This is a genomic window from Sporosarcina ureae, assembly GCF_002101375.1.
GTDB classification, from domain to species: domain Bacteria; phylum Bacillota; class Bacilli; order Bacillales_A; family Planococcaceae; genus Sporosarcina; species Sporosarcina ureae_B.
This window is the reverse complement of sequence record NZ_CP015207.1, coordinates 1,129,134-1,145,003: the sequence shown is the minus strand read 5'-3', so window position 1 is coordinate 1,145,003 and position 15,870 is coordinate 1,129,134. Positions and strand designations below refer to the sequence as shown.

General features: G+C 41.3%; 17 protein-coding genes. 10 read left to right on the top strand and 7 right to left on the bottom strand.

All coding sequences use genetic code 11. The features are described 5' to 3' along the window. Positions 1 to 107: 107 nt before the first annotated feature. The 4 genes from SporoP8_RS05620 to SporoP8_RS05605 all read left to right on the top strand — a co-directional run bounded on the left by SporoP8_RS05620 (position 108) and on the right by SporoP8_RS05605 (position 4,099). Complete coding sequence (locus SporoP8_RS05620; RefSeq protein ID WP_085131612.1) at positions 108 to 1,262, top strand: DUF445 domain-containing protein; 1,155 nt, start codon at positions 108 to 110, stop codon at positions 1,260 to 1,262. Positions 1,263 to 1,276: 14 nt separating this feature from the next. Beyond that, positions 1,277 to 1,627 (top strand): YlbF/YmcA family competence regulator, encoded by a 351-nt coding sequence (locus tag SporoP8_RS05615; protein ID WP_085131611.1) that lies wholly within the window; start codon positions 1,277 to 1,279, stop codon positions 1,625 to 1,627. Positions 1,628 to 1,688: 61 nt separating this feature from the next. Then, complete coding sequence (locus SporoP8_RS05610; protein ID WP_085131610.1) at positions 1,689 to 3,197, top strand: coproporphyrinogen III oxidase; 1,509 nt, start codon at positions 1,689 to 1,691, stop codon at positions 3,195 to 3,197. A 116-nt stretch (positions 3,198 to 3,313) separates the two neighbouring features. After that, entirely contained in the window at positions 3,314 to 4,099 is a 786-nt protein-coding gene (locus tag SporoP8_RS05605) for an enoyl-CoA hydratase (protein WP_085131609.1), read from the top strand. Between the two features lie 68 nt (positions 4,100 to 4,167). Here SporoP8_RS05605 and mgsA read toward each other — a convergent pair whose 3' ends face one another. Then, positions 4,168 to 4,572 carry a methylglyoxal synthase gene (gene mgsA, locus SporoP8_RS05600; RefSeq protein ID WP_198166080.1) on the bottom strand — a complete coding sequence of 135 codons (405 nt, stop codon included), beginning with the start codon at positions 4,570 to 4,572 and terminating at the stop codon, positions 4,168 to 4,170. A gap of 173 nt (positions 4,573 to 4,745) precedes the next feature. Beyond that, a complete protein-coding gene (locus tag SporoP8_RS05595) occupies positions 4,746 to 4,931 on the bottom strand; it encodes a YhzD family protein (RefSeq protein WP_085131607.1) in 186 nt (61 codons plus the stop codon). Positions 4,932 to 5,116: 185 nt separating this feature from the next. On the opposite strand from SporoP8_RS05595, the gene SporoP8_RS05590 reads away from it, so the two are divergent. The 5 genes from SporoP8_RS05590 (at position 5,117) to yhaM (ending at position 12,502) form a co-directional block, all read left to right on the top strand. Beyond that, positions 5,117 to 6,016 (top strand): ABC transporter ATP-binding protein, encoded by a 900-nt coding sequence (locus tag SporoP8_RS05590; RefSeq protein ID WP_085131606.1) that lies wholly within the window; start codon positions 5,117 to 5,119, stop codon positions 6,014 to 6,016. After that, positions 6,009 to 7,268 carry an ABC transporter permease gene (locus tag SporoP8_RS05585; protein WP_085131605.1) on the top strand — a complete coding sequence of 420 codons (1,260 nt, stop codon included), beginning with the start codon at positions 6,009 to 6,011 and terminating at the stop codon, positions 7,266 to 7,268. Before SporoP8_RS05590 ends, SporoP8_RS05585 begins: the two co-directional genes overlap by 8 nt. Before the next feature lie 239 nt (positions 7,269 to 7,507). After that, positions 7,508 to 8,710: a metallophosphoesterase family protein gene (locus tag SporoP8_RS05580; RefSeq protein ID WP_085131604.1), complete on the top strand. Its 1,203-nt coding sequence runs from the start codon at positions 7,508 to 7,510 to the stop codon at positions 8,708 to 8,710. Position 8,711: 1 nt separating this feature from the next. Next, positions 8,712 to 11,564 carry an ATP-binding protein gene (locus SporoP8_RS05575; protein WP_085131603.1) on the top strand — a complete coding sequence of 951 codons (2,853 nt, stop codon included), beginning with the start codon at positions 8,712 to 8,714 and terminating at the stop codon, positions 11,562 to 11,564. Further along, positions 11,564 to 12,502 (top strand): 3'-5' exoribonuclease YhaM, encoded by a 939-nt coding sequence (gene yhaM / locus SporoP8_RS05570; RefSeq protein WP_085131602.1) that lies wholly within the window; start codon positions 11,564 to 11,566, stop codon positions 12,500 to 12,502. Before SporoP8_RS05575 ends, yhaM begins: the two co-directional genes overlap by 1 nt. Before the next feature lie 158 nt (positions 12,503 to 12,660). On the opposite strand, the gene SporoP8_RS05565 is transcribed toward yhaM, so the two are convergent. Next, on the bottom strand, positions 12,661 to 13,596 hold the full coding sequence (locus SporoP8_RS05565; protein WP_085131601.1) for a peptidylprolyl isomerase: 936 nt from the start codon (positions 13,594 to 13,596) through the stop codon (positions 12,661 to 12,663). Positions 13,597 to 13,755: 159 nt separating this feature from the next. Here SporoP8_RS05565 and SporoP8_RS05560 point away from each other — a divergent pair, with 159 nt between their 5' ends. After that, a complete protein-coding gene (locus SporoP8_RS05560; protein WP_081242714.1) occupies positions 13,756 to 13,857 on the top strand; it encodes a YjcZ family sporulation protein in 102 nt (33 codons plus the stop codon). A gap of 42 nt (positions 13,858 to 13,899) precedes the next feature. Here SporoP8_RS05560 and SporoP8_RS05555 read toward each other — a convergent pair whose 3' ends face one another. The 4 genes from SporoP8_RS05555 to SporoP8_RS05540 form a co-directional block, all read right to left on the bottom strand. Further along, complete coding sequence (locus SporoP8_RS05555; protein WP_029054118.1) at positions 13,900 to 14,085, bottom strand: hypothetical protein; 186 nt, start codon at positions 14,083 to 14,085, stop codon at positions 13,900 to 13,902. A gap of 86 nt (positions 14,086 to 14,171) precedes the next feature. After that, positions 14,172 to 14,699, bottom strand: coding sequence for an HTH-type transcriptional regulator Hpr (locus tag SporoP8_RS05550; protein WP_085131600.1), 528 nt, complete (start codon positions 14,697 to 14,699; stop codon positions 14,172 to 14,174). Between the two features lie 190 nt (positions 14,700 to 14,889). After that, entirely contained in the window at positions 14,890 to 15,246 is a 357-nt protein-coding gene (locus tag SporoP8_RS05545) for a YtxH domain-containing protein (RefSeq protein WP_085131599.1), read from the bottom strand. Positions 15,247 to 15,439: 193 nt separating this feature from the next. Continuing rightward, positions 15,440 to 15,865 (bottom strand): HIT family protein, encoded by a 426-nt coding sequence (locus SporoP8_RS05540; protein WP_085131598.1) that lies wholly within the window; start codon positions 15,863 to 15,865, stop codon positions 15,440 to 15,442. Positions 15,866 to 15,870 lie beyond the last annotated feature (5 nt).

Sequence of the window (15,870 nt, the reverse complement as noted above, 5' to 3'; positions counted from 1 at the left end):
AACGTACCTGAACTGCTATCAAATGTAAAGTCAGAAATCTCCGCCTCTAATTGCTTTTCATTCAGCTGGTTTTTGTTATAATTGGAACGAAGACCAAGTGGAATAAGGTGAAGCGATTGAAAATAGTACTAACTATTTTGTTCATGGCGTTTATTGGCGCATTGATTGGTGGAGTAACGAATCATCTGGCGATCAAGATGCTGTTTAGGCCACATGAAGCAAAATACATTGGAAAAACTCGTTTGCCGTTTACACCCGGCTTGATTCCGAAGCGCCGAAATGAATTGGCGACACAGCTTGGTAAAACGGTGACAAATTATTTGCTGACACCTGACCTGTTCCGGAAAAAGATGTTGACGCCTGGAATGGAAAAGCGTGTACAGACGTTTGTCCAAAGTAAAATGGATCAATACATCCTGCAATCAGATAAGACATTGAACGACTGGCTCAAGCTTGCGGGTGCAGACGGACTTCCTGAACAAGTGGAAGATAAGTTGGTTACATTGATTGATCAGCAACTATACGGGATGAAAGAAAAAGTAACAACAGGTACAGTGGAAGACGTCATGCCTCTTCGGTGGCAACAACAAATAGAAGAAAGAATTCCTCTAGCTTCTGATTTTGTACTATTACGTGCAAGTCAATTTGTTGATTCAGCAGAAGGAAGACAGACATTCCAAAAGTTGATCGATGATTTCTTGGCTTCAAAAGGCACATTTGGCGGCATGCTCAATATGTTTTTTGGAGAATCGGAATCGCTTGTCGGCAAGGTTCAGCGGGAAGCATTGCGATTTATAGAAGCACCTGGAACAAAAGAGTTACTGGATAAATTGATTTGGAAAGAGTGGCAAAATGTTCAGCAACAACCGATGGAACAATTGACGTCTGGATTCGATTTTGATAGTGTGTTTGCTTCAGTGAGAAAATATGCACTGGAACAATTGGCGCTACGTGAAAGACTCGATCACAGCTTGTCCCATTATTGGCCACAAGGATCCACCTGGACGGCTGAGAAGGTGACACCACAGATTGTCAGCTTTTTATTCACCCAAGCAGAAGTGCAACTTGAACAATCGTTGAAGAAACTAAAACTAGATGAAATGGTGAAAGAACAGGTTGACACATTCCCTGTGGCTGTTCTGGAAGATCTAGTTCTCGGCATTTCACGTAGAGAGTTTAAAATGATTACGGTTCTGGGCGCGTTTTTAGGTGGAATTATTGGTATTGTGCAAGGAATCATAGCAATTACACTAAATGGATAGTAGGAGGAGTTAGTATGTCAGTAAATATTTATGATGATATGAACAAATTGGAATCAACTTTGCGTAAAACAGATGAGTATGTAGCGGTGAAAACAGCAATGGCCGATGTGAAAGGTGACGAGCAAGCACTTGCATTGTTCGAAAGCTTTCGCGAAATCCAAATGAAATTACAACAGAAACAAATGGCTGGCGAAGAGATTGAAGGAGACGAGCTTGAGCACGCGCAAAAAACAGCATTACTCGCTCAAGAAAATCCGAAAATCTTGGCTATGCTGACTGCTGAAATGAAACTCAGCGAATTGATTGAAGAAGTAAACCGTGTAGTATTGAAACCGGTTCAAGATTTATATGAAGGATTCAATTAATAGATATATCGAAACCGGCCTAGGCCGGTTTTTTTCAACAGATGGAGAGTAGGAGAAAATAATGCAACAATTATATGTGAATCAACAGTTCCCTCAAGATTGGATCCGAATGTTTACACACTTAGCCAATTTATTTTTCGAACAGTCTAAAATAGTGACAGATCGAACGGATGAAACAGCGATTGCGTTACAATTTAGAGAAGAATACGAAGAATCGCCAAGTGTAACGGTAGATATTCAATGGCAAGACAAGCATTATACGTCGCGTTTTGCCGAAGAGGTAAAAGAAACAGAAGAACGCGAGCAAATACGTCAGCGCAAAAGAATGTATTCCCATGTATTGCTAGATGCACTGGAACAAGCAACTGGAATGGATCAAGAGTGGGGAATTCTAACGGGAATCCGACCTACCAAGTTGTATCATATGTATATTCAAGACGGCCATTCGGTCGATGAAGCAAAGCAATTACTTCAGCAACGTCATCGTGTTTCTGTACGAAAAAGTGATTTGATTGCGAAAATTGCAGACGTTCAGCTAAATGCATTGCCCGATTTATATTCATTGAAAGAAGAAGTGAGTATATATATCGGTATTCCGTTTTGTCCGACAAAATGTGCGTATTGCACGTTCCCAGCTTATGCGATTCATCGAAAAAGTGGGCGAGTGGAGACATTCCTCGACGGCTTGCATGAAGAAATGCGCGCGATGGGTAAATGGTTAAAAGAACATGATATTCGCATTACGACAATTTATTTCGGTGGCGGAACACCCACATCTATTGAAGCAGATGAAATGGATGCACTCTATCAAACGATGACGGACTCATTCCCTTATATGGAACATGTTCGTGAAGTAACGGTAGAAGCCGGGCGTCCAGATACAATTACGGTACCAAAACTCGAAGTGCTGAAGAAGTGGGGCATAGATCGAATCAGTGTCAATCCGCAATCATATACGGACGAAACGTTGAAAGCAATCGGCCGTCATCACACGGTACAGGAAACAATCGATAAATATTGGTTGTCAAGAGAGCAAGGAATGCGCAATATAAATATGGACTTAATCATTGGTTTGCCGAATGAAGGTCTGGAAGAATTTGAACATTCATTAGCTGAAACAGAAAAGATGCAGCCGGAATCTTTGACGATCCACACGTTGTCATTCAAGCGCGCTTCTGAAATGACGCGCAACAAAGATAAGTATCAAGTGGCGGACCGCGAAACTGTAGGGAAAATGATGACGCGCGGTGAAGAATGGTCTCGTGATAATGGCTATATACCGTATTATCTTTACCGCCAGAAAAACATATTAGGAAATCTTGAAAACGTAGGGTATTCAAAACCCGGTGAAGAAAGTCTTTATAACATTTTGATCATGGAAGAAGCGCAAACCATTATTGGCTTAGGTTGCGGAGCTTCGAGTAAGTTCATGGAACCAGCAACTGGCAAGTTGACGCAATTCCATAATCCGAAAGAACCTGGCGCCTATATATTGGGCTTTGAAGAAGCCATCGATAAGAAAATAGCGTATTTGGAAAAGTTATTTCCTTCTTCAGAGACTATAAAGTAATATTGAAATTCCCCCGTCGTAAAAATGGCGAGGGGATTTTTTTGTTAAAGTTATGCAAATGATCTGGTAATTGTGTATAATGTAATGAATGAACAACCATTCACATAAAGGGGGAATTGATTTTGACAAAACAGATCGAAGTGGAAATTGAAGGACGATTAGCGACAATAACCTTTAACCAACCTGATGTAATGAACGCAATGGACGGCGTCATGATGAAAGAATTGGCGGATATTGTAGATCAACTAAAGGTGAATTCCTCAGTACATGTCGTACTGTTCCGGGGTGCTGGTCGAGCATTTTCTGCTGGTGGAAACGTCAAGGCGATGCTAAACCCGAATGGGCCAATGAAAATGGAAGACATCATGGTCGACTTATCGAGATTGGCTTTGTCTATGTATAGCATGCCACAAATCACCATTGCGTCCGTACATGGCGCAGCGGCGGGATTAGGATGCAGTATCGCTATTGCATGCGATGTTGTCATCGCGGAAGAATCAAGTAAAATTGCAATGAACTTCATTGGCATCGGACTCGTTCCAGATGGTGGCGGTCACTTCTTCCTGAAAGAACGCGTAGGCACAGCCAAAGCTAAACAACTCATTTGGTCTGGGAAAGTACTTGATGGAAAAAGTGCAATGCATATTGGACTCGTTGACGAAGCGGTAGCAGATGGTGAAGCGTGGAACACGGCACAACAACGCGCTCAATTGATCTTGCACTCCCCGACAGCTTCTATGGCGGCAACAAAGAAAATACTCCATGCGGCGGGCATCGCAGAACTTGAACAAATAGTGAGACTCGAAAGTGAAGCACAAACAGCCATGCGCTCAACAACTGATCACCGCGAAGGCGTACAGGCGTTTATTGAGAAAAGAAAACCGAGCTTCACGGGTCAATAAATGGCAGATAAAAAGACGCGCTATGGAAACTGCGCATCTCGTTTACATCTATTATCATCTTTGAAGAATTATTGATACTTGGCGGCTGTTTCTCTCCATGAGAAATAGCCTTTTTCTATAGCACGCAATAGTAACTCCGCTGAAGCTAAATTCGTAGCGAGAGGTATACCATAGACATCACATAATCGAAGTAACGCACTCACATCCGGTTCATGTGGCTGTGCAGTCAACGGATCACGGAAAAATAAAATTAAATCTAGCTCACCCATCGCGATCATGGCTCCCATCTGCTGATCTCCGCCAAGAGGACCCGACATGAGTCGTGTGACAGATAGATCGGTTTCTTCCATGATGCGTAAGCCTGTTGTGCCCGTTGCGTAAAGAGTATGTTTAGCAAAAATCTGCTCGTAAGCAATTGTGAAATTGACTAATTCAGCCTTTTTTTCATCATGCGCAATTAAAGCAATGTTCAAACGAGTCACTTCCTTCTACGATTTCTTGACGACCATAGCGTATCACAAAATTCTGAAAAAATCTTGTGCTATTTGTATAAAGATTTGAAAACTGTGCGCAATACAATTTCCTGTTGTTCATATTCATCGTATAAAAAACAAAATCCCCTACAAACGGAGATTTTGTCATTTGTTTACGTATGGAATAATAATAATTTACCAAGAGGGGAAGCCAGGCGGTGCGTTCGCTCGAGCAAATCTTTTTCTGTCAGCAACTGATGACCTTGTTCTTTTGCTACGTCATCAGATTCAGCAGTGAAAGTTTCTTCTGTAATCAATGAACCATCTTTTTCGTAAGCTGTAAGTTTGTACGTTTTCATTGTATCGCCTCCATCATCTTTTACTTAGTATACTATGAATTGAACGAAATGAATAATGATTCAGTGAATTAAAGTGAAAAAAGATAGTGAATGTTAGAATGTCTAAGAAGAATATTTACAATTATGAAACATATTGTCTCTTGAAACGTAGAACGAGATAGAGAGTATTGAAGGAGATGATGTACATGGCCTTAGAATTGGAACGAGTGACTAAACGATTTGGTGATTTTACAGCAGTGGATCAGCTGTCATTGACGGTGGAAGAAGGGACGATGTATGGATTTCTTGGAGCAAACGGCGCCGGAAAGACCACTACATTTCGAATGATTTTGGGATTACTAACTCCGACAGAAGGAAATATTTCATGGAACGGCCGTACGATATCGTATGAGACAAGTCCGCTAATTGGGTATCTACCGGAGGAACGGGGGCTTTATCCAAAAATGAAAGTACTGGATCAGTTAATCTTTCTTGGACAGCTACGTGGAATGAAAAAGTCAGCAGCGAAAAGCTCCGCACTGCATTGGTTGGATCGTTTCGAAGTACCACAAAATACGAATAAAAAGGTAGAGGAGTTATCCAAAGGGAATCAGCAAAAGATACAAGTCATTGCCGCATTATTGCATGATCCGCAATTGTTGATCCTGGATGAACCGTTCTCAGGACTTGATCCGGTTAACGTCGAGATGCTAAAAAAAGCGATCGTAGACTTCCGTAATAACGGAGCAACGATTCTGTTTTCAAGCCACCGTATGGATCATGTAGAAGAGTTATGTGAACAACTCAGTATTATTCACCATGGCAAACAATTGGTAAGTGGAAATTTGCGTGACGTAAAACGTTCGTTCGGCAAACAAAATGTCCGAATCCGTGCAGACTTTCCTTTAATAGAACTAGAGAGCATCGAAGGAGTAACGACCGCCCATCATTCATTGGAAGGTGCAGTCTTTCAAGTTGAGGATGAACAAGTGGCGCATACGCTGTTGCAGGCAGTATTGCTTAAAGGACCGATTCGTCAGTTTGAAATAGAAGAACCATCTTTGCAAGACATATTTATTGCGAAAGTGGGGAAAGAGCATGCGTGAATTTTGGATTATTTTCAAACAAAGTTTCTTAACTAAAGCTAAAACCAAATCATTTTTCATTACGACACTTATTATGGTAGCGGGTATTTTCCTCTTCGCGAATTTGCCGAGCATTATGGAAAAGGTCGGTAAGATGATGGGGAATGAAGAAGAGGATCGTGTAGTGGTCGTTGATGAAAGTGGCGTGTTATTTGACCGTCTGCTTGAAAAACTTCAGCAAAATGAGCAAGGAATTTCATTAGAGCTGACAGAAGACTCGCCAAGTCAGTTATCAGAGCAAGTAAAATCGGAAGAAATTGCCGCGTTCATGGAATTGAGTTTCGATGCTGATCAAACGATTCAAGCGAATTACACTACAAGCAGCTTAGTAGACCAATTTTTGCCTTCAGCTCTGCAAGATGCATTACAGAGCATTCAAACTGAGGTGAAAGCTGAACAGCTCTCATTATCGGGTGAACAAGTTTCTGAGTTATTTGCACCCATTCAATTTGAGAAACATAATATTTCAGAAACAGCAAAATCAGAAGAAGAACTAAACCAGGCTCGCATCTTGGTATATGTATTGATGTTCGTCATTTATTTTGCCGTAATTATTTATTCATCGATGATTGCAACGGAAGTAGCAACAGAAAAATCATCACGCGTGATGGAAATTCTTATCTCGAGCGTATCACCTGTTAAGCATATGTTTGCGAAAGTGCTTGGAATCGGATCACTCGGAATTGTACAGATACTAATTTATGCAGTGTCCGGATTTTTAGCTTATAGACTTTCTTCCACAGGAGAAGAAAATGAGTTATCCGCATTCTTTAGTTTAGAAAACTTAGAAGTAAGCACACTTGTTTACGCAGTGATATTCTTCTTACTGGGCTATTTCTTATACGCCACACTTGCAGCCTTGCTTGGTTCATTAGTGAGCCGTACAGAAGACGTACAGCAAATGATTATGCCGATGTCGTTGCTGATCGTTGCAGCCTTCATAATCGCAGCAACTGGTCTTGGGAATCCAGAATTAGGCTATTTAAAAATCGCATCGTTCATCCCATTCTTCGCTCCACTTGTCATGTTCCTTCGAGTTGGCATGCTCGACTTACCTTTATGGGAGCCTTTGCTTTCAATAGGCATTATGGTTGTGACCATCTTGATCCTCGGCTGGTTCGGATCGAAAGTGTATCGTGGCGGTGTCTTAATGTATGGCCCATCACGTTCACTGAAAGATTTGAAAAAGGCTGTTCAGCTTGGAAAGGAATAGGTTTATGTGAAGGGCGTCCCAAGAAGTCACGGTGCTTCTTGGGGCTTTTTTTACGTGGTGATAGCTCAAAGACAAAGCGGAAATGGTGGAACTAGGTAATTAGTGAGTACAATACGATTGAAGTTCCACCCACAAAGTTAATTAACGATGCACTCTATTTACATTTATGTAACCATCTTCCCTACAATCGATTGAATATGGTAAAATAGGAACGAGTATTCGTGGAAGGGGTGCGACCTATGGAACCTATACGTTTTTTACATACAGCCGACCTGCACTTGGACAGCCCTTTTAAAGGCATGGCGGCAGCAGGTCCGGACGAACTTGCCAGACTGCAGCAGTCCACATTCGCCGCATTCGACCGATTCATAGCCTACGCAGTTAAAGAACGCCCGGATTTCATTGTCATTGTGGGCGATATTTACGACGGTGAAGACCGTAGTTTGCGTGCGCAAATTCGTTTTCAGCAAGGTATGCAACAACTTCAAAAAGTGAATATTCCTGTCTACCTGTCCTATGGAAATCACGACCACCTGGAAGGTAGATGGACTAGAGTTTCATTGCCCGAAAATGTTCACGTGTTTTCTGAACGAGTAGAGCAAAAACAACTGCTGATCCGTGACAACATCATTTATTTACATGGCTTCAGCTATCCGCAGCGCCATGTTAAAGAACCAATGAGTAGGCAATATTCGAAAGCTACTGACGGAATACATATTGGTCTATTACATGGAAGTGTGGCAGGAGATGCAGAGCATGCTGTATATGCGCCGTTTACAATCCGTGAATTACAAGATAAGCATTATAACTACTGGGCGCTTGGCCATATCCATAAGCGCCAAGTATTGTCGTCAGAACCACCGATTGTTTACCCTGGCAATATTCAAGGCCGGCATCGCAATGAACAAGGACGTAAAGGTTTTTATGACGTCTTGTTGACGTCTACTAACACTACCCTTAAATTTGTGGGCACATCAGATATTGTATTCACTACCTTGACGGTTTCGTGCGAAGGAATTGACTACGCAGATGACTGGATTTCTGCTTGTCAGGAAGCGATTGATCAACTAACAGCTGAAGCTGGTAGTATCGTCGTGGAGTTAGTGATGAAACATACGGAAGGTTTGACAAAAGACGTAGCTAGGGCTGAGACAGAATGGCTCAACATTTTGCGTGAACAGTATGAAGCAATGGAACCTTTTGTGTGGATTTCAGCAATTGAATGGCCGCCAATCCATGATTCAGTAGTCCCTAATTCATTATTGGAACCAGTGGAAAGAACCATGTCCTCTTGGGAAGTGAATGACTGGAATGACTTAGTGAAAGAAGTGTACAACCATAAAGCCGGTCGCTATTTAGAAGCACTGACGCCTGCAGATTTTGAGCGGTTAAAACAGCAGGCAACCGCATTGCTTGAGAATGAAATGTTGAAGGAGAGCTGAAATGAAAATCCAGAAAATACTTCTTTATGGATTCGGTCAGCATGAGAATCTAGAAATTGATTTGCGCCCCGGTATGAATCTTTTGTATGGACCGAATGAAGCAGGGAAGACGACCATTCAGCAAGCCATCCTTCATATTTTATTTGGATTTCCACAAAAAAATCAACAAGAGCTGCGCTATGAGCCGAAAACAGGTGGTAAATATGGCGGCTGTCTATATATAGAAGATCAAGAGTATGGTAATTGGATGATTGAGCGGGTGCGTGGGAAGTCTTCAGGTGACGTCTTAATCCGTTTTGAAGATGGGGGTATTGCAGGGGAAGCAGAACTGAAGAGGTTATTGAGAGGTTACGATCGACAAGCTTTTGAATCCATTTTCTCTTTCTCCTTATTCCAGTTACAAGATCTCGAGAAAATGGATGAAAATGATTTAAGCCGTACATTACTTGCTTCAGGTACGACTGGTTTAGATACACTTTGGAAAGTTGAAAAGAAGATGGAGAAAGAAATGGGTGGCCTCTTCAAAAAATCTGGAAAAATACCGCCGATGAATAAAAAACTAATCGAAATACGTGAACTTGAACAAGCCATGCAAAAAGAGCAGCAGAAGCTCTCGACGTATGAACCGCTTACTATTCGCAAGCAAGAACTCGATGAGCAAGTGGCGACTTTACGCTTGGAAGAGCAACATCTTTATAAGCAGTCTGAAGAACAACGAATCGCCATGCAAATTGTTCCGCTCCAGCAACAGCGCAATCAATTACATGAACAACTTACTCACTTATCGGATGAGTTTCCGGCAGCGGGAATTCGTCGTTATGAAGAACTGGCCAGTAAACAATCAGAATGGCAATTAAAGAAAACACGTCTAGAGAAAGAACAGGCGGAGTGGCAGTCGGAATTAATCGATTTACGACCTGACAGTGAACGGCAACAGTTGGAGCGGTGGGTGGCACAGGAAGCGGAATGGCATCGGTTACGTACCGATCGACTTTCTGCTGAACAGGAAATTCGTATGCTAGAAAAGAAACAACAGCAGTTCAGCAATCGCTTAGGGTTAACTGACGAGCAGCAGTTATCAATAGGGAACATAGATGTCTCCATACAACGTGAACGTCAACTTGAGCCTATCGTTGAAGAGCAGAAAGAATTGGATCAGCAACTAAAAGCATTGCAACGTCTATTGGCAGAAGCAGAAAGTGAGCGTCAGGGAGCAGAGCAACGAAAAGAACGTACGGAACGTTTGCGATTGACTGAATCTGAACGAGAGAAACTGGCGACTTTGCCAGAATTGCAACGTCAACTAGCTGAGGCTAAATTCATTGTATCTGCGGGAGATAAGCACGTATCGAATCAGATCGTTCCGGCAGTTATTTTGCTCATTGGACTAGCGATCGGGGCATATAGTATCTTGCAGCAGCAATGGTTGTTTGCGGGCCTTGGTCTAGTCGTTGTGGCGGTCGGTGCTTGGTTATGGAAACAACGACCTGATTCTGTTTCAGACCAGCAATCGTTCATTCGAGATCATGAAGCGTTAGCAGTAGAACTCGAAAGACTGGCTGAGCGTGATGTTCTGCAACAGCGCGATGAACAACAAGTTGTAACCGAGATTGAAAGACTGGATCATAAATTGCAGAAATACGCGGAAGAAATGGAACAACTTTATTATCAGAAACAACAAGCGGTGAAGAAGTTGCAAGAACTGTTGCAAGATGAACCATTCGATCTGACATTCAATATTCAGGAAAGCTTCCGGTTACTGCGCGAGTTCCAGGACACGGAAATAGATTTGAGAACATGGCGGCAACGTCTGCTAACAACGACACAGCACATACAATCGATAATCAAAGAAGTGGAAGAAGTGCTCGGACCTGTTGCGGAAGAAGGTTTATTCGAAAGAATTCGCCAAGAACTACTTCGTCAGAATAGCCTGCAAGAAAAGCATTTAAGCAAACAACAAACAGTAGTTGAAATCAAAGAACAGTTACAAGAAACACAGGAGCTGTTGGAAACAACAAGAGCAGAAATTCAAAAATTGTTCGATAGCGTTGGCGTATCGGAAAAAGAACAATTTTACACTGCGTATCAGCAAAATCAAGATGCACAATTGCTGAAACGACAGCTAAAAGAAGTAGAAGCCCAGCTTTCTTTATATAGTAAAGAACCATTAGTAAAAGAATGGACCCTACCCGAACTGGAACGACAACGCAGTGAAACGTCGAACCGTCTTCAAATGATTCGTCAAGAAGTAGAGGCGCTTGTAGATGAGCAAGTCAAGGTAGGTCATGAAATATCACAAATGGGTGCCAGTCAAACGTACAGTGAACTACAGCAGTTAGTAGAAGTGCGAAAAGCCGAGTTGGAAGAAATGACAGAACAATGGGTAATCCGCAAAGCTGTCCGTGAGTCGATTCGACAGACGATGAGTGAGTGGAAAGAACATCAATTACCAGCCGTTCTCATTCAGGCGAATAAATGGTTTAGCTATTTAACAGGAAATCGATACGCGACGCTCGGTTTAACGATGGAAGGTTATTTTGAGGCAGTCACTGACGAAGGACAAACTTTCATGATCAATGAACTCAGTCAAGCTACAAAAGAGCAAGCTTATCTTTCATTGCGACTAGCGTTAGCATTTGAATTATCAGAGCGTGCACCGTTCCCAATCATTATGGATGATCCATTTGTTCACTTTGATAATGAGCGACTTTCGCGTATGATAGAAATACTTACTGGGTTACAGCCATCTCATCAATTTCTGTACTTTACTTGTCATCAAGAGATGAAATCGAAATGGCCAAGTGAGCCTCATACAATTGAGATTGGACGAAAAGTAAAAGGGGAGATTCACTGATGAAAAAACTACTTGACTATCAAGTCGGCGAAACGATCGACATGTATTTATTGATTAAACAGGCAACAAAAGGTGTCACACAGCAGGGGAGTCCGTTCATGACGTTGATTCTGCAAGATAAAAGTGGGGATCTTGAAGCTAAACTTTGGGATGCGGGTGAAGAACAAGCCCAGATGTATCAGGGGGCGACTATCGTAAAAGTAGGTGGAGAAATCCACGAATACCGCGGAAAAAATCAACTTCGTCTTAAAGCAATTCGTCCTGTAAAAGAAGATGAAGGCGTGACGATTGCAGATTTAGTACCGTCTGCTGAAAAGAGTAAGGAAGTATTGCTTGATGAATTAATGCAGTATTTCTTTGAAATGAAAAATCCACAAATCCAGCGTGTCACTCGTCATTTATTGAAGAAGCACCAGCAAGACTTCGTGTTATATCCGGCAGCTACGAGAAATCATCATGACTACGTGTCAGGCTTGCTAGATCACGTAGTTTCGATGTTAAAACTTGGCAAGGCGATTGCGGAGTTGTATCCGACGTTGAACAAAGACTTGCTGTATGCAGGGATTATTTTGCATGATATCGGAAAGGTCATCGAGTTGTCAGGTCCCGTCGGTACGCAGTATACGATTGAAGGGAACTTGCTAGGACATATTACGATCATGGTCAATGAAATTTCCAAGGCGGCAGAAGAACTGGAGATCGAAGGCGAAGAAGTGATGTTGCTTCAGCATATGGTGTTGTCTCACCATGGTAAAGAAGAGTGGGGCAGTCCGAAGCGTCCGATGTTAAAAGAGGCAGAGATTCTTCACTATATCGATAATATCGATGCGAAGATGAATATGCTGAACCGTGTGATGTCGAAAACGACGCCAGGCGAGTTCTCTGAGCGCGTATTCCCGCTGGATAACCGTTCGTTCTACAAGCCTACGTTTGAATAAATTAATGTGGGACAGGACACGACTCGTTGTGAAGTAAAGAATATTGTTAAGTCTTGGTTTTGATTGGGCTAGCAAAACAACCAATCACTACGATTATAAAATCACAAAAAAGGTCTGCCAGTGGAAGATATAACTTCCAGGGCAGACCTTTTCATATATTACTTACCTTCTTCTACTTCCACTTCAGTATCATCAGCTGGAGCGTCTTCTGCAGGTGCTTCTTCAGCTGGTTGCTCTTCCATCTTGAACAAATCAAGTGAAGCTTTCAAATCTTCATCTTTGATCTTAACATCTGCATCTTTTACTAACTTCGAAACTTTAGCTAATAGCTCGTTTTCGTCAGCTTTTTCCATCAATAGTTCATGACGGATTTCGTCTTTCTTTTCATCAGTGATCTCTTTATCGTCAGTTTTACGCTTTTCTTTTACTTCGATGATATGGAAACCGTTATCTGATTGAACAGGCTCACTGATTTTACCTGGCTCTAAGTCGTATGCAGCGTTCCAGAATTCAGGAACCATGACACCGTAAGCGAACCAATCAAGATCTCCGCCTTCATCTTTAGAACCTGGATCAGTAGAGTATTCTTTTGCTACTTTCGCAAAGTCTTCTCCTTTATCCAACTTTTCTTTTACTTCCTTAGCTGTCTTTTCATCTTCAACTAAGATATGACGAGCGTTGATTTCTGATTGTGATTCCTCAAGGCGCTTGTTCAACTCTTCGTCAGAAACTTCAATGCCGTCAGTCAATGCAGCTTCCTGCAATTTATTCAAACGAATCATTTTCTTGAAGCTCTCAGGTGTTTGACCTTGTTGAGCTAAGAAAGCTTCGAAGTTTTCACCGAGTTGTTCTTTGTTTTTATCAAATTCTGCATCTACTTGCTTATCGTCTACATTATACTTATCATCCAGAACCTTTTCTAAGATGATCATTTGTAGAGCTTGTTCACCGACAGATGTTTTCATTTCTTGATAAAACTCATCTTTCGTTACATCTCCTGCTTTGGACGTCATAACCTTTTCATCGCCGCCAGAACAAGCGGATAAAGCTGCAACCGAAGCTGCAAGTGTAAATGCTAACATCTTCTTTTTCATGTAATTAACTCCCCTAATCTAAGTATAGATTCTGTATATTCTTCAAGTAAACACTATATCATATAACGTATAAAAAACAAAAAGGTTCCATTCATTTGAAACTGCCCAACCGCTTTTTTCTACATTCGCATAAGATACAATGTGAAAGGGGGTGCCTTCATGAGCGGTTACACACAGGGCGGATCAGGTTCATCAGGCTTTGCTTTAATTGTTGTTTTGTTCATTTTGTTGATCATCGTCGGCGCGGCATACTTGTATTAAAAAAAGCCCTGCCTCCAGCAATGGGGGCGGGCATACATAGTGTCAGGCGCTAAAGAACACTTCTACATATAAGGATAAAATAAGGATTGTGATCAGAATATTTACAGTGCGATAAATCTTTGGCTGCTTTTCTTCTGGAATCTCTCTAGATTGGCAAAGAGCAAATGTCATTTTATTAATTTGATATAAGTAGAACAATGAAAATAGAATGGTAATCGCAATAACCATTTTAGACCTCCTCTTTCTGCTTCTTTTCTATCATAGCAGAATTTGTGATCAAAAGGAAAAAACTAAACCGTGTAAAGAGCAGGTAATTATGACTCTACTTTAGATTTTATAAGGTAATCACTTGAATCGACATATGTCTTCTCAATGTTCTGAAAACCACGTTCGAAAATGTCCATAAAATCATCTCCATAAATGTTGCGCAATACTGACATGACTTCTAGGAATTCAGGGAATTTTCCATAAATATCACGAATGGGAAGAGAACCCTGAAGTACGCTGTAATCTTCATTATGGTAATTTTCATTCATCTGGATAAGTAATGCTTTGCCTTCTTCTGAAACCGTCACATATGTATTGCGTCGGTCATCTTCTTTTTTTGAGAAGTTAAAGGCGGTTGAGACATGCATTACGCCAAACTTCGCGATGTCTGAAATTGTGGCGCCTTCCAAATGGTAGGCGATCCATAAAATATGATGTTCATTAATATTGAGTTCATACGGTTTAATCCATTGTTGCCAATCCTTCTCTACAGCTTTCCATAATGCCTTGGACATTTGGGCTACACGCTGGTTGAAGATCATGGCGTCTTTACGTGAAATATGTTGATCGGCCATCGAGACACCTGCTTTCTTTCAGTCATTTTATTTATTATACCAAAAAAACAACAAATAAAAAAGACGGAATAGTAAAATAAATCAGTTTGAGTGTATATGCCCATAGAATACAACTATTTCTGAGCTGTTTTACTATGGGTACGCACTCAAAGATTAGCAAGTGAACAACTGATGCCTAAATGAAAACGCGTTAGCGGGCACCAATTGATTTTTCAAGATCATCCAATGCGGTTTGAATAGCAGAAATTTCTTTCTCTAATCGCTTCTTATTATGTTCGGTCGAGCGTTTCCAGTCCGCTACCGAAACTTTCATTTCTTCAACAGTCTCTGGTACAAGCTCTTTTGCTTCTTTTGTTAGGTCGGTTACAGAATCTTTCAGATCGGCAACTTGCCCTTTGACGTCTTTCAACTTATCCTTCAATTCAAGTGATGCATTTTTGACGCTGTCACGCAGTTCACTTCCCGCTTTTGGTGTAGAATATAGAACAGTTACCGCAGAAGTGACAGCACCTGCCGCCAGACCAATAAAGAATGTGGACGCTTTCATAATAGAGAACACTCCTTTTGTATAGTTATTATTTTATTAAAGCATGTTAGTACGTAATTGAGCAAGAAAATGAATGAAATATTATACTGTCGAAAGTTTTATTCTAATGGTTTGGAGAAGTGGACAGAAAAGTAGGTCTCATTTCGGGTGATGAAGAAAAACACTATACTCTTCTGCCTACAACTTCCGCGTGTTATTCTTGCAGATGTCTTGAAATATTCGTAGCCAATTCAGATACTACGTCCATTGGGAACTGCTCTACTTTTGTATCGAATTCTACTTTCAGGCCATCTGATTTATCATAGCGTGGAATTAAATGCATATGGAAATGATAGACTGATTGACCTGCGAAAGATCCGTTGTTTTGTAATAAGTTCATCCCGCACGGTTGAAATTCTTCTTTTAGTGCATTAGCGATTTTTGGCGCCACTTTAAATAGATTCGCAGCTTCATCTTCAGTTAATTCATACACATTTTCACGATGTGTTTTTGGAATTAGGAGTACGTGTCCTTTCGTGACAGGCATAATATCCATAAAGGCGATAACGTGATCATCTTCGTAGATTTTTTCTCCTGGAATCGTTCCTTCTACAATCTTGCAGAAAATACATGAGGTCATTTCTA

Excerpts from the sequence above, each read along its gene's own strand:
- SporoP8_RS05615 (WP_085131611.1), top strand. The coding sequence starts at position 1,277 with ATGTCAGTAAATATTTATGATGATATGAACAAATTGGAATCAACTTTG.
- SporoP8_RS05610 (WP_085131610.1), top strand. The coding sequence starts at position 1,689 with ATGCAACAATTATATGTGAATCAACAGTTCCCTCAAGATTGGATCCGA.
- SporoP8_RS05595 (WP_085131607.1), bottom strand. The coding sequence starts at position 4,931 with ATGAAAACGTACAAACTTACAGCTTACGAAAAAGATGGTTCATTGATT.
- SporoP8_RS05590 (WP_085131606.1), top strand. The coding sequence starts at position 5,117 with ATGGCCTTAGAATTGGAACGAGTGACTAAACGATTTGGTGATTTTACA.
- SporoP8_RS05585 (WP_085131605.1), top strand. The coding sequence starts at position 6,009 with ATGCGTGAATTTTGGATTATTTTCAAACAAAGTTTCTTAACTAAAGCT.
- SporoP8_RS05580 (WP_085131604.1), top strand. The coding sequence starts at position 7,508 with ATGGAACCTATACGTTTTTTACATACAGCCGACCTGCACTTGGACAGC.
- SporoP8_RS05575 (WP_085131603.1), top strand. The coding sequence starts at position 8,712 with ATGAAAATCCAGAAAATACTTCTTTATGGATTCGGTCAGCATGAGAAT.
- yhaM (WP_085131602.1), top strand. The coding sequence starts at position 11,564 with ATGAAAAAACTACTTGACTATCAAGTCGGCGAAACGATCGACATGTAT.
- SporoP8_RS05565 (WP_085131601.1), bottom strand. The coding sequence starts at position 13,596 with ATGAAAAAGAAGATGTTAGCATTTACACTTGCAGCTTCGGTTGCAGCT.
- SporoP8_RS05560 (WP_081242714.1), top strand. The coding sequence starts at position 13,756 with ATGAGCGGTTACACACAGGGCGGATCAGGTTCATCAGGCTTTGCTTTA.
- SporoP8_RS05555 (WP_029054118.1), bottom strand. The coding sequence starts at position 14,085 with ATGGTTATTGCGATTACCATTCTATTTTCATTGTTCTACTTATATCAA.
- SporoP8_RS05550 (WP_085131600.1), bottom strand. The coding sequence starts at position 14,699 with ATGGCCGATCAACATATTTCACGTAAAGACGCCATGATCTTCAACCAG.
- SporoP8_RS05545 (WP_085131599.1), bottom strand. The coding sequence starts at position 15,246 with ATGAAAGCGTCCACATTCTTTATTGGTCTGGCGGCAGGTGCTGTCACT.
- SporoP8_RS05540 (WP_085131598.1), bottom strand. The coding sequence starts at position 15,865 with ATGACCTCATGTATTTTCTGCAAGATTGTAGAAGGAACGATTCCAGGA.